7 protein-coding genes are annotated in these 13,205 nt (G+C 74.3%); 5 read left to right on the top strand and 2 right to left on the bottom strand.

Annotated elements, in window-relative coordinates; all coding sequences use genetic code 11:
* Positions 1 to 105 precede the first annotated feature (105 nt).
* Entirely contained in the window at positions 106 to 1,737 is a 1,632-nt protein-coding gene (locus D459_RS0101700) for a bis-aminopropyl spermidine synthase family protein (RefSeq protein ID WP_017591256.1), read from the bottom strand.
* 696 nt (positions 1,738 to 2,433) lie between these two features.
* On the opposite strand from D459_RS0101700, the gene gltB reads away from it, so the two are divergent.
* The 5 genes from gltB to pyk all read left to right on the top strand — a co-directional run bounded on the left by gltB (position 2,434) and on the right by pyk (position 11,822).
* Entirely contained in the window at positions 2,434 to 7,029 is a 4,596-nt protein-coding gene (gene gltB / locus D459_RS0101710) for a glutamate synthase large subunit (protein WP_026119966.1), read from the top strand.
* Between the two features lie 30 nt (positions 7,030 to 7,059).
* The gene (locus D459_RS0101715) at positions 7,060 to 8,520 is read left to right on the top strand and encodes a glutamate synthase subunit beta (protein ID WP_017591259.1); all 1,461 of its coding nucleotides are present in this window, start codon (positions 7,060 to 7,062) and stop codon (positions 8,518 to 8,520) included.
* A 221-nt stretch (positions 8,521 to 8,741) separates the two neighbouring features.
* On the top strand, positions 8,742 to 9,152 hold the full coding sequence (locus tag D459_RS0101720) for a DUF2784 domain-containing protein (RefSeq protein ID WP_017591260.1): 411 nt from the start codon (positions 8,742 to 8,744) through the stop codon (positions 9,150 to 9,152).
* A gap of 123 nt (positions 9,153 to 9,275) precedes the next feature.
* On the top strand, positions 9,276 to 10,169 hold the full coding sequence (locus tag D459_RS0101725; protein ID WP_017591261.1) for a hypothetical protein: 894 nt from the start codon (positions 9,276 to 9,278) through the stop codon (positions 10,167 to 10,169).
* 222 nt (positions 10,170 to 10,391) lie between these two features.
* Entirely contained in the window at positions 10,392 to 11,822 is a 1,431-nt protein-coding gene (gene pyk, locus D459_RS0101730) for a pyruvate kinase (RefSeq protein WP_026119967.1), read from the top strand.
* Between the two features lie 251 nt (positions 11,823 to 12,073).
* Here pyk and D459_RS0101735 read toward each other — a convergent pair whose 3' ends face one another.
* Positions 12,074 to 13,111, bottom strand: a complete 1,038-nt coding sequence (locus tag D459_RS0101735; protein WP_017591263.1) for a DUF1266 domain-containing protein — start codon at positions 13,109 to 13,111, stop codon at positions 12,074 to 12,076.
* Positions 13,112 to 13,205 lie beyond the last annotated feature (94 nt).

Here is a 13,205-nt window from a genome sequence, read left to right on the forward strand (position 1 = left end):
CAACCCTGAGCTCAACGAGGTAGCGCCGTGGTGCGGGGCCGGGGCCGGGGAAGGCCGGGGCTCCGTGTCCGGGGAAAACCCTCCATCGAGGATCTGAGCGGCGGATCAGCCCTCCGCCGAGTGCTCCGCCGCCGCGGCGGTCATCCCCTCTGCGGCCGCGCGCAGCTCGGCGAAGCGGTGGCCGGGCAGGTCGAGCAGGGTGTGGTTCGGGGCCCACGGCGCCCACTCGGACACCAGGGAACGGGCGGTGCGCTTGTTCACCGGGGCGCCGTCCCGGCCGGTGACCGCGATCAGCCCCTCGCGCAGCGTGCGGGGGAGCGGGCCGTGCGCCCGCTCCTGGCAGTAGGCCAGCAGCCGCTCCGCCGCCGGGGCGTCCTCCGGCAGGGGAGCGGCGGACACCTCCACCACCGTCTCCCGGGGCCCCGGGCGGCCCTTGAGGAACCGCACCCGGAACCGCGGCTCCAGCAGCGCGCGCAGCGCCCGCTGCCCGGCGGCGTCGCGCACCTCCGGCGCCGACGACGGCACCACCGCGCGGACCCGCGGCCCCGCCCCGGCCAGCAGCGCGCGGCCCAGCAGCGCCTCCCACCCGCCGGTCAGCAGCAGCACCGGGTCCTCGGCCGGCACCGGCGACGCCAGCCAGGTCGCCAACCGCACCCGGCGGGCCCCCTCGGGCAGCGCCGCGGCCGGCCACTCGCCCACCGCCGTCCCCCCGCCGAGCAGCTCCGCCGCGCCCGCGGCCGCCACCGCGCCCGCCGCCTCCTTGGCGTTGCCGCCCTGGCTGTAGATCCGGGCCTGCTCCGCGCCGCCGCCCGGCGCCGTGCGCGACAGCGGCCGCAGCACGTACAGGTCGCTGGCGGCGCCGATCGCCTCCGCGCCGAGGTAGCGGTTGAAGTCCGGCAGCACCGCCTCGAACACCAGGTCCAACCGGGCCAGCCGGGCCTGGGTCCTGGCCACCAGGCCCGGGGTGGTCCCACTGGCCCCGTAGGCCACCAGCACCCGGCCGCGCCGCGGATCGGCCATCCCCTCCAGGCCCCGCCGGACGAACAGCTCCACCCCCTCCGGGGTGTACGGCGGATCGGTGAAGACCAGGTCCCCCCAGCCCGCCACCGGCGCCGGCAGCCCCGCCCGCAGATCCGCGAAGTGGCACCGCACCGCCAGACCGAGCCGGGCCGCCGCGCCGTCGATGTACTCCAGCATCCGCTCGTCCACGTCCACCACGGCCGCCTCCGCCTCCGGGCAGACCAGCAGCGCCGCCAGCGACGTCAGATCGTGGTCGCCGACGCACAGCAGCCGCCGCCCCGGCATCGCGAACCGGTCGGCCAGATAGGCTCCGCGCCGCAGCGCGGTCCCCGGCGTCGCCGCCACATGGTCCAGCTCGGTCCGCGACGGCGGCGCCTCGGCCACCAGCCGCCGCAGCTCCTCGGCGGCCCGCGGGAACCGGCCCGCCGCCTCACCCGGATCGGCCGGCGGGCCGCCCGCCGCCCGGAACCCCGCGTACCCGCCCGGCCGGGCCAGCCGCACCCGCTCCTCGGGCCCGCCGTCCCCCCGCTCCAGGTCGCCGCCGAGCGCGTCCAGCGCCGCCGCGACCAGCCGGTGCGGCACCGCGGTGGCCCGCACCAGCTCCCGGGCGCTCCACGGCTCCCCGCCCGCCAGCGCGCCGAGCACGCGGTGGATGAGGGCCGCATCGGCACCCTGCTCGTCCAGGAGTGCGGAAAGGTCGGAAGGAAGATCGCTCACCCCACGATCCTCCCACCCCGGGCGCCCCCGGCCGCCGCGCCCGGGCCACCGCCCGGCCGGCCCGTCGGAGTGACATCCCCCACCCGCGCCCCGGCGGCCCCGCCCGCCGGCCCGCCCCCGCGGGGTGCCGCGGACCCCGCCGGAACCGCCCGGTGCGGCCCGGCCCGCCGCCCGCGGCCCGGCCCGCCGCCCGCGGCCCGGCCCGCCGCCCGCGGCCCGGCCCGCGCCGGCCGCGCCGCGGCCACCGGAACCCGGCGGAAACACCCTCGTCAACGCCTTGTTACGCTGCCTCGAGAAGGTCCCGCCCGGTGTGTCGATGTTTGACCCCCCGGGCCGCTGGAAACACCTCCGCCAACCCGGTACCACCGGGAGGGGGCGACCGTCGTATCCTTGCCGAGGCGGGGAACCGGCGCAGCGAACCGGGCCGCACCGTGGCGGCCCGTGGTCTAGACCTGGGATTCGCGAACCACCCCGACCACGTTGTATAACCTGAACCACCCGAGCGGGCCCGAACAGGCGCGCTCCGCAACGGTCACCACGAGGACGTGCACCCCCAGGACCGAGCGGAGCCCGCGGCGGCCCGCCCGCCCCGGCACCGCGGCCGGGCACAACCGAACCGAACACACCGCAGCAGGGCCAATGTCGTCCCGGATGCGCTTTCACCGAAGCCCATACGCACGACGACATGGAGGGTAGATGCCTGCTGGCCAGGTGCAGCGTCCGCTCGACCGCACGGACGCGGAACCCACCCGCAACGCGGCCACCCGCCCCGGCTCCGACCAGGGCCTCTACGACCGCTCCTTCGAGCACGACGCCTGCGGTGTCGGCTTCGTCGCCGACCTCACCGGCCGGCGCACCCACGGCACCGTGGGCAAGGCCCTCACCGTCCTGCGCAACCTGGACCACCGCGGCGCCTCCGGCGCCGACCCCGACGACGGCGACGGCGCCGGGATCCTCACCCAGATCCCCGACGAGCTCTACCGCGCCACCACCGGCTTCGACCTGCCCGAGGCGGGCGCCTACGCCACCGGCATCGCGTTCCTGCCCACCGGCGAGGCCGACCGGGCCGCAGCCGTCGCCCGCATCGAGGCCATCGCCGCCGAAGAGGGCCTGACCGTGCTCGGCTGGCGCGACCTGCCGGTGGAGCCGCGCTACTGCGGCCCCGCCGCCCGCCAGGCCATGCCGCACTTCGCCCAGCCGTTCCTCACCGGCGCCGCCGGCGGCCCCGCCGCCGGACTCACCGGCATCGACCTGGAGCGGTACGCCTACTGCGTGCGCAAGCGCGCCGAGCACGAGACCGGCGTCTACTTCCCCAGCCTGTCGCCGCGGACCATCGCCTACAAGGGCATGCTCACCACGCCGCAGCTGGAGCCGTTCTTCCCCGACCTGTCCGACCGGCGCTACACCTCCGCGCTGGCCCTGGTCCACTCCCGGTTCTCCACCAACACCTTCCCGTCCTGGCCGCTGGCCCACCCGTTCCGCTACGTCGCGCACAACGGCGAGATCAACACCGTCAAGGGCAACCGCAACATGATGCGGGCCCGCGAGGCCACCCTCGCCAGCGACGTGCTCCCCGGCGACCTGTCCCGGCTCTTCCCGATCGTCGACCCCGAGGACTCCGACACCGCGTCCTTCGACGCCGCCCTGGAACTCCTCCACCTCGGCGGGCGGTCCCTGCCGCACGCCGTGCTGATGATGATCCCCGAGCCCTGGGAGAACCACACCGAGATGGACCCGCAGGTGCGGGCCTTCTACGAGTTCCACTCCATGCTCATGGAGCCCTGGGACGGACCCGCCTCCGTCTCCTTCACCGACGGCACCCTCGTCGGCGCCGTCCTGGACCGCAACGGGCTCCGCCCCGGCCGCTACTGGGTCATCGACGACGGCCTCGTCGTCCTCGCCAGCGAGGCCGGCGTGCTCGACATCGACCCCGCCACCGTGGTCCGCAAGGGCCGCCTGCAGCCCGGCCGCATCTTCGTCGTCGACACCGCCCAGGGGCGCATCGTCGAAGACGAAGAGGTCAAGGCCGAACTCGCCGCCGAGCAGCCCTACGCCGAATGGCTCGCCCAGGGCGTGGTCCGCCTCGCCGACCTGCCCGCCGCCCCGGCCGAACCCGCCACCGGCGACGACCTCCTCCGCGGCCAGCAGGTCTTCGGCTACACCGAGGAAGAACTCCGGATCATCCTCACCCCGATGGCCCGCACCGGCGCCGAACCCATCGGCTCCATGGGCACCGACACCCCGGTCGCCGCGCTCTCCAAGCGCTCCCGGCAGCTCTTCGACTACTTCACCCAGGGCTTCGCCCAGGTCACCAACCCGCCGCTGGACGCCATCCGCGAAGAGCTGGTCACCAGCCTCGGCGTCGCCCTCGGCGCAGAGGAGAACGTCCTGGCCGGCACCCCGGAGGACTGCCGCCGGATCGTGCTGCCCACCCCGATCCTGGACGACGCCGAACTCGCCGCGATCCGCGCCGCCGGCGCCCCCGGCGGCGACCCCGCCTTCCGGGTGCACGTCCTCAACGGCACCTACGAGGCCGACGGCGGCGGTACCGCGCTCTCCCGGCGCCTCGCCGAGATCTGCGCCGAAGCCGACCGCGCCATCGCCGGCGGCGCCCGCATCCTGGTCCTCAGCGACCGCGGCTCCGGCCCCGGCCGCGCCCCGGTGCCCTCGCTCATGCTCACCGGCGCCGTCCACCACCACCTGGTCCGGGAGAAGACCCGCAACCAGGTCGGCCTGGTCGCCGAGGCCGGCGACGCCCGCGAATGCCACCACATGGCGCTCCTGCTCGGCTACGGCGCCTCCGCCGTCAACCCCTACCTGGCCCTGTCCACCGTGCGCGACCTCGCCGAACGCGGCGTCATCGGCGGCATCGACGCCGACACCGCGGTGCGCAACACCGTCAAGGCCTACGGCAAGGGCGTCCTCAAGGTCATGTCCAAGATCGGCGTGTCCACGGTGAGCTCCTACACCGGCGCGCAGATCTTCGAGGCCGTCGGCATCGGCCCCGAGGTCATCGACCACTGCTTCACCGGCACCACCTCCCGGCTCGGCGGCGTCGGCTTCGACGTGCTCGCCGAAGAGGTCCGGATCCGGCACGCCGCCGCGCACACCGCCAACCCGGCCGACCACCGCCGGCTGCCCGTCGGCGGCGAATACCAGTGGCGTCGCGAGGGCGAACCGCACCTGTTCGACCCCGAGACCGTCTTCAAGCTCCAGCACTCCACCCGCACCCGGCGCTACGAGATCTTCAAGGAGTACACCTCCAAGGTCGACCGCCGCGCCGGCGAGCTGATGACCCTGCGCGGAATGTTCCGGCTCAGGGAGGGCGTGCGCGAACCCGTCCCGATCGACGAGGTCGAACCGGTCTCCGCCATCGTCAAGCGGTTCTCCACCGGCGCCATGTCCTACGGCTCCATCTCCGCCGAGGCCCACGAGACCCTCGCCGTCGCGATGAACCGCCTCGGCGGCAAGTCCAACACCGGCGAAGGCGGCGAGGACCCGCGCCGCTTCACCCCCGACCCCAACGGCGACCTCCGGCGCAGTGCCATCAAGCAGGTCGCCTCCGGCCGGTTCGGCGTCACCTCGCACTACCTCACCAACGCCGACGACATCCAGATCAAGATGGCCCAGGGCGCCAAGCCCGGCGAAGGCGGCCAGCTGCCCGGCCACAAGGTCTACCCCTGGGTCGCCCAGACCCGGCACTCCACCCCCGGTGTCGGCCTCATCTCGCCGCCGCCGCACCACGACATCTACTCCATCGAGGACCTCGCCCAGCTCATCCACGACCTGAAGAACGCCAACCCGCAGGCCCGGGTGCACGTCAAGCTGGTCTCCGAGGCCGGCGTGGGCACCGTCGCCGCCGGCGTCTCCAAGGCCCACGCCGACGTCGTGCTCATCTCCGGCCACGACGGCGGCACCGGCGCGTCCCCGCTGACCTCGCTCAAGCACGCCGGCACCCCCTGGGAGCTCGGCCTCGCCGAAACCCAGCAGACCCTGCTCCGCAACGGGCTGCGCGACCGCATCACCGTCCAGGCCGACGGCCAGCTCAAGACCGGCCGCGACGTCATCGTCGCCGCCCTCCTCGGCGCCGAGGAGTTCGGCTTCGCCACCGCGCCGCTCGTCGTCTCCGGCTGCGTCATGATGCGCGTCTGCCACCTGGACACCTGCCCGGTCGGCGTCGCCACCCAGAACCCCGAACTGCGCAAGCGCTACTCCGGCAAGGCCGAGTTCGTGGTCAACTTCTTCGAGTTCATCGCCGAAGAGGTCCGCGAACACCTCGCCGCCCTGGGCTTCCGCAGCCTGGACGAGGCCATCGGCGCCGTGGAGCTGCTCGACACCGCCGACGCCGTCGACCACTGGAAGGCCGCCGGGCTCGACCTCGCCCCCGTCCTGCACAAGGTCGACCCCTGGGAGGGCGACCACGCCAAGCAGAGCCGCACCCAGGACCACGGCCTGGCCAAGGCCCTGGACAACACCCTGATCCAGCTCAGCGAAGGCGCCCTGGACTACGGCCAGAAGGTCTCCCTGGACCTGCCGGTGCGCAACGTCAACCGCACCGTCGGCACCATGCTCGGCCACGAGGTGACCAAGCGGCACGGCGCCGACGGCCTGCCCGACGACACCATCGACATCACCTTCACCGGCGCCGCCGGCCAGTCGTTCGGCGCGTTCGTCCCGCGCGGCGTCACACTCCGCCTCGTCGGCGACGCCAACGACTACGTCGGCAAGGGCCTGTCCGGCGGCCGGATCACCGTCCGCCCGCCCGAGCAGGCCCCGATCACCGCCGAAGAGCACATCATCGCCGGCAACGTCATCGCCTACGGCGCCACCTCCGGCGAGGTGTTCCTCCGCGGCATCGTCGGCGAGCGGTTCTGCGTCCGCAACTCCGGCGCACTGGCCATCGCCGAAGGCGTCGGCGACCACGGCTGCGAGTACATGACCGGCGGCCGCGCCGTCGTCCTCGGCCGCACCGGCCGCAACTTCGCGGCCGGCATGTCCGGCGGCATCGCCTACGTCCTCGACCTCGACCCGCACCGGGTCAACCCCGAGATGGTCGACCTCGACCCGCTCGACGCCGAGGACCGCGAATTCCTCCGCGACGTGCTCACCCGGCACGCCGAGCAGACCGGCTCCGCCGTCGCCGCCCGGCTGCTCGCCGACCCCGCCGCCGCCTGGCCCCGCTTCACCAAGGTCATGCCGCGCGACTACAAGCGCGTCCTGGCCGCCCAGGCCGAGGCCGAGGCGAACGGGACCGACGTCGACCAGGCCGTCATGGCCGCCGCCCAGGCATAGGGCCCGCGCCGAAAGGAGGGATTCAGGAACATGGCCGACCCCAAGGGCTTCCTCAAGATCACCGAGCGGGAGCTGCCCGCCCACCGACCCGTCGACGTCCGCATCAGCGACTGGCGCGAGGTCTACGAGGACTTCGACCGCGCCACCGTCACCAGGCAGGCGTCCCGCTGCATGGACTGCGGCATCCCGTTCTGCCACAACGGCTGCCCGCTCGGGAACCTCATCCCCGAATGGAACGACCTGGTCTACCGGCACGACTGGGGCGAGGCGATCGAGCGCCTGCACGCCACCAACAACTTCCCCGAGTTCACCGGGCGGCTCTGCCCCGCCCCGTGCGAGTCGGCGTGCGTGCTCGGCATCGACCAGCCCGCCGTGACCATCAAGAACGTCGAGGTCTCCATCATCGACCGGGCCTGGGAGGAGGGCTGGGTCCGCCCGCAGCCGCCCGCCGTGCGCACCGGAAAGAAGGTCGCCGTCATCGGCTCCGGCCCGGCCGGCCTCGCCGCCGCCCAGCAGCTCACCCGCGCAGGCCACGACGTCACCGTCTACGAGCGCGCCGACCGGATCGGCGGCCTGCTCCGCTACGGCATCCCCGAGTTCAAGATGGAGAAGCGCCACCTCGACCGGCGCCTGGCGCAGATGGCCGCCGAAGGCACCCGGTTCCGCACCGGGCTGGACATCGGCACCGACATCACCGCCCGCGAACTGCGCGCGAACAACGACGCCGTGGTGCTCACCGGCGGCGCCACCGTCACCCGCGACCTGCCCGTCCCCGGCCGCGAACTGGACGGCGTGCACCAGGCCATGGACTACCTCCCCGAGGCCAACAGGGTGCAGGAGGGCGACACCGACACCCCGGCGATCACCGCCCAGGGCAAGCACGTCGTGGTCATCGGCGGCGGCGACACCGGCGCCGACTGCGTCGGCACCGCCCACCGGCAGGGCGCCGCCTCCGTCACCCAGCTGGAGATCATGCCCAAGCCGCCGGCGAAGCGGCCCGGCTCCCAGCCCTGGCCGACCATGCCGGCGCTGTACAAGGTCACCAGCGCCCACGAGGAGGGCGGCAAGCGCGTCTACTCGGTGAACACCCTGGAGTTCCTCGGCGACGAGAGCGGCCGGGTGCGCGCGCTCAAGCTGGTCGACGTCGAGCGGACCGACAAGGGCTTCGAGCCGGTGCCCGGCAGCGAGCGGGAGATCCCCGCCGACCTGGTCACCCTGGCCATGGGCTTCACCGGGCCGCAGAAGGAGGGCCTGCTGGAGCAGCTGGGCGTCGAGTTCGACGGCCGCGGCAACGTGCGGCGCGACGAGGAGTACGCGACCAGCGTCGAGGGCGTGTTCTGCGCCGGCGACATGGGGCGCGGCCAGTCCCTCATCGTCTGGGCCATCGCCGAGGGCCGCTCCGCGGCCGCCGGCGTCGACCGCTACCTGGGCGCCGGGGCCCCGTCCTCGCTGCCCACCGCGATCCCGCCGACCGCCCGCCCGCTGGTCTGACCGGACGCCGGCACCGGACCGCACCGCCCGCCGCCCCGGAGCGCCCCGCCCCGGGTCGGCGGGCGGCGCCGTTCCCAGGGGCCGCCGGCCGAACCGGCGGGCTCCTGCGGCGCGCCCCGGGGCCGCCGGCCCGGCCCGGGTGCGCGGGGCGCGTCCGCAGGCCCCGGCCGGAGCCGTCCGCGGCCCTGGGCGGGACACCCCTCCCGGGGTACCGTCCGGGTATGGGCTACCGGCTGCTCGCCGAGGCCGCGATGGTGCTGCACTTCGCCTTCCTCGGCTACGTCGTCGCCGGCGGGTTCCTCGCCTGGCGGTGGCCGGCCGCGCTGTGGCCGCACGCCGCGGCCGCCTGCTACGGGCTGGGCATCATCGTGATCGGCTGGGACTGCCCGCTCACCCACGTGGAGCAGTGGGCGCGGCTGCGCGCGGGGGAGAGCGGCCTGCCGCCGGGCGGGTTCGTCGACCACTACCTGACCGGGGTGGTCTACCCCGAGGCCCACCTGATGGAGGTCCGGCTCGCGGCCGCCGCGGTGGTCCTGTTCTCCTGGGCCGGGGCGCCGGTCCTGGCCCGCCGGCGGCGCCGCGCCGCAGGCGGGCGGGGCGTCCGGACCGCCGAGGGCGTTAAGGATGCGTGAGCATCTGTCGGCGGCGTTCGTCGCCGTTCATCCTCTTTGCCCGGTTATAGAAGTGGCAAAAACCGGCATAGCGTGCAAGTCGGTCAGGTTTGCGGGGCGGCCCCCAGGCGTAGATTCCGAGGCATGAAGACGGTCACCGCCGACGCATTACACGCCGCAGAGCACTTCATCAGCCGCACCGCCCGGCTCCTCGACCGGCGCCGCTACGACCACCTGTTCGCCGCCGGCCCCACCGAACCCGTCCGCACCGCCCTGGACGCCTACCGCAACATCGACGGAGGCTACGGCAACGGCCTCTACCCCGACCTGCGCGGCCACCGGAGCGAACCGCTCGCCGTCGAATACGCCCTCCGCCACCTCCTCGAACTCGGCCCCGTCCCACCCGCCACCGCCACCGGCATCACCACCTACCTCACCTCCGTCACCGGACGCGACGGCGGCGTACCACCCGTCACCCACGGCGCCCGCTACACCGAAGCCGCCCCCCAATGGCGCGACCCCGACATCAGCCCCCGCGGCGCCCTCCGCCCCACCGCCGCCATCGCCGGCCTCCTCCACCGCGGCCACGTCACCGGCCCCTGGAGGGACCGCGCCACCGCCTTCTGCTGGACCCGCATCGCCGCCCTGCACTGGACCGACCCCGACGAGGCCATGGCCGTGTGCACCTTCCTGCACCACGTCCCCGACCAGGCCCGCGCCGCCGCCGAAGCCGACCGGCTCGCACCCATGATCCGCGCCGCCATCGAACTCGACGCCGACCGCCCCGGAGCCGTCCGCAGGCCGCTCGACCTCGCACCCGGCCCCGACTCCCTGGCCCGGCGCATGTTCACCGACGCCGAGATCGACGCCAACCTCGACCTCCTGGAACGCACCCAGCGACCCGACGGCGGCTGGCCCACCGCCCGCCCCTACTGGACCGAGCGCGCCCGCGACGACTGGCGCGGCATGGCCACCATCCGCCGCCTCCTCGTCCTCCGCGCCTACGGCCGCATCCCCGGCCGCACCGACACACCCTGAACCGGCGACCTCGGCGCTGCGGGGGAATCAGAGCGCCCTGACACCCCCACAGCGCCGAGACCGGCGAACCCCTCCGCGCGCACACGGCACCGCCCCGAAGCAGGACGCCCCCGCCCCTTCCCCCCGCCGCCGCGTCCACATCGCGAGAAAGCCGCCGATCATACGCCCACTCGCAACCTGGTTTAGACCACTCCGGCCCCGAAAAGCTCTAGAGTGGGAAGAGTGACACGTCGAGCGAAAATCGTCGCGACCCTCGGCCCTGCCACCTCGAGTCCGGAGACCCTCCGCGAACTCGTCGACGCAGGGCTCGATGTGGCGCGGCTCAACCTCAGCCACGGAACCCACGACGACCACCGCGCGAACTACGAGAACGTCCGCGCGGCGGCCAAGGAGAAAGGACGCAACGTCGGCATCCTCGCCGACCTGCAGGGCCCCAAGATCCGCCTCGGCACCTTCGCCGACGGCCCGGTCGACCTCACCCCGGGCGACCCCTTCACCATCACCACCGAAGAAGTCCCCGGCGACGCCCGCAAGGTGTCCACCACCTACAAGGGCCTCCCCGGAGACGTCCGCCCCGGCGACCGCGTCCTCATCGACGACGGCCGCGTCGTCCTCGAATGCACCAAGACCACCGGAACCGACGTGCACACCCGCGTCGTCATCGGCGGTCCCGTCTCCAACCACAAGGGACTCAACCTCCCCGGCGTCGCCGTCAGCGTCCCCGCACTCACCGACAAGGACGAGCGCGACCTGCGCTGGGCCCTCGCCCAGGGCGTCGACATGGTCGCCCTCTCCTTCGTGCGCAGCCCCGCCGACGCCGACGAGGTCCACCGCATCATGGACGAGGCCGGGGTCCGGGTCCCCCTCATCGCCAAGATCGAGAAGCCCCAGGCCGTCGAACGGCTCCAGGACATCATCGAGGTCTTCGACGGCGTCATGGTCGCCCGCGGCGACCTCGGCGTCGAACTCCCCCTGGAGAACGTCCCGATGGTGCAGAAGCGGGCCATCGAGCGCTGCCGCGACAAGGCCAAACCGGTCATCGTCGCCACCCAGATGCTCGAATCCATGATCAGCGCACCCCGGCCCACCCGCGCCGAGACCTCCGACGTCGCCAACGCCGTCCTCGACGGCGCCGACGCCGTCATGCTCTCCGGCGAGACCAGCGTGGGCAAGTACCCGGTCGAGACCGTCCGCACCATGGACCGCATCGTCGTCGCCGCAGAGCAGGAATCCCTGCGCGCCTCGCACATCCTCAACCGGGTCCCCGAGACCACCGGCGGCGCCATCGCCCGCGCCGCGGCCGAGGTCGGCGCCACCGTCGGCGCCAAGGCCCTGGTCGCCTTCACCATGTCCGGCGAGACCGCCCGCCGGCTGGCCCGCTACCGGTCGCCCATCCCGCTGATCGCCTTCACCACCCAGAGCACCACCAAGGGGCGCCTCTCCCTCCAGTGGGGCGTGGACGCCTACTGCGTGCCCTGGGTCGACCACACCGACGAAATGGTCCGCCAGGTCGAGACCGAACTCCTCGACATGGGCATCTACCAGAAGGGCGACAAGGTCGTCGTCGTCGCCGGCAGCCCGCCCGGAACCCCCGGCTCCACCAACTCCCTGCGCGTGCACCGCATCGGCGACGCCATCACGCACGGGAAGTGACCCGCCGCCGGCGGAACCGCTGAACCGGAACCGCCGAAGAACGGCACCGACACGGCACGGGAACCGGAACGGGGCGACCAGCCACCGCCCCACCGACACCCCGGCCAACGGCCCCGACCCCGGGAAGCGCGACCCCGCGCGACCCCGGGCGGGGCACGGGGAGCGGCGGATCGGCCAACGGGCGCCCAGCGCGCCCGCCGCCCGCTCCCTGGCCCCCGGCGGCCCTCCAGCGACCGCCGACCGGCCCCGGGTCAGGGATGCCGCGCCTGCGGCGCACCCCCCACCGACCCCTCCGGACCGGGCGAGGCACCGCCCTGGCGCCCGTCACTCGCCCCCGCCGACTCCGCCGCCGACCCCGGCGCCGCCTCATAAGGGGCCCGCTCCAGCGGCATGTCCCACGGCAGCAGGTTCCACGGGCTGTCCGGCGCGGAGTTCAGCAGCCCCAGCGCCGTCCACACCCGGTCCACCACGTCCTCGTCCGGCCCCCCGCCGTGCCACAGCAGGTACCCGGCATGGAACGCCTCGGCCAGCTGCTGCCAGCCCGAATAGCGCCGCTGCAGATCCGTGGCGACCCGGCGGAGCAGGTTCTGCGTCTCGGCCTGGCTCAGCCAGTCCAGCGTCGCGCCCCCGCACGCCAACCGGACCAGGTGCGCCGACTTCCACCACTCGTAGGCGCCGATGACCACCGTCTCGGCCCGGTCGTCGGCACCGGTCACCTCGCGCATCCGCCCGACCTGCTCGGGCGTGAGCAGCACCCGCTGCTCCGCGGCGCCCGCCGGAGCCCCCTCCGGCACCCGGGTGCGCGCCGTCCCGGTGCGCAGGTCCACCACCAGGTCGGCGGCGGGGCCGGCGTGCAGCTCGGCCCAGAGCCGGTCGACGGCGGCGAGCAGCCCGGCCCGGTCGGTCACGTTCCACTCGGCCTGCAGCACCTTGCGGTACCGGCGGCGCAGCTGCGGCCGGACCACCACGTCCCACGGCTCGGCCACCGCGACCCGGAACGGCGCGGCCACCGCGGCCGCCCACCGCTCGGTGCTCAGCGGCCCGTCGGGGTCCTTGGTGCGCAGGGTCGGCGCCTCCCGGGCGCCGATGACCAGCTCGGCGAAGGAGCCGGCGAGCAGCGCCGCGATGGGCAGGAAGGCCCAACCCGGCTGCCCCAGCACCACGAGAACGACCGCGAGCAGCGCCAGCGGGGCCATCAGCCACGGCTGCCGCCGCTTGGAACCCCAGGCCACGACCGCCCAGGCGCCGATCACCAGCACCCCGACGATCCCGGCCACCGCGGTCAGCACCGTCCACTCCCTTCGCCACCGGGCACCGGCGGCCGACGAAGTCGTTCCGCGGCACCCCTCCAATTCCAGGATCAGGGACCTCAGGCCCTTGTGG

The sequence above is a fragment of the Nocardiopsis potens DSM 45234 genome, from assembly GCF_000341105.1.
GTDB classification, from domain to species: domain Bacteria; phylum Actinomycetota; class Actinomycetes; order Streptosporangiales; family Streptosporangiaceae; genus Nocardiopsis_A; species Nocardiopsis_A potens.

Excerpts from the sequence above, each read along its gene's own strand:
- gltB (WP_026119966.1), top strand. The coding sequence starts at position 2,434 with ATGCCTGCTGGCCAGGTGCAGCGTCCGCTCGACCGCACGGACGCGGAA.
- D459_RS0101720 (WP_017591260.1), top strand. The coding sequence starts at position 8,742 with ATGGGCTACCGGCTGCTCGCCGAGGCCGCGATGGTGCTGCACTTCGCC.
- D459_RS0101715 (WP_017591259.1), top strand. The coding sequence starts at position 7,060 with ATGGCCGACCCCAAGGGCTTCCTCAAGATCACCGAGCGGGAGCTGCCC.
- D459_RS0101725 (WP_017591261.1), top strand. The coding sequence starts at position 9,276 with ATGAAGACGGTCACCGCCGACGCATTACACGCCGCAGAGCACTTCATC.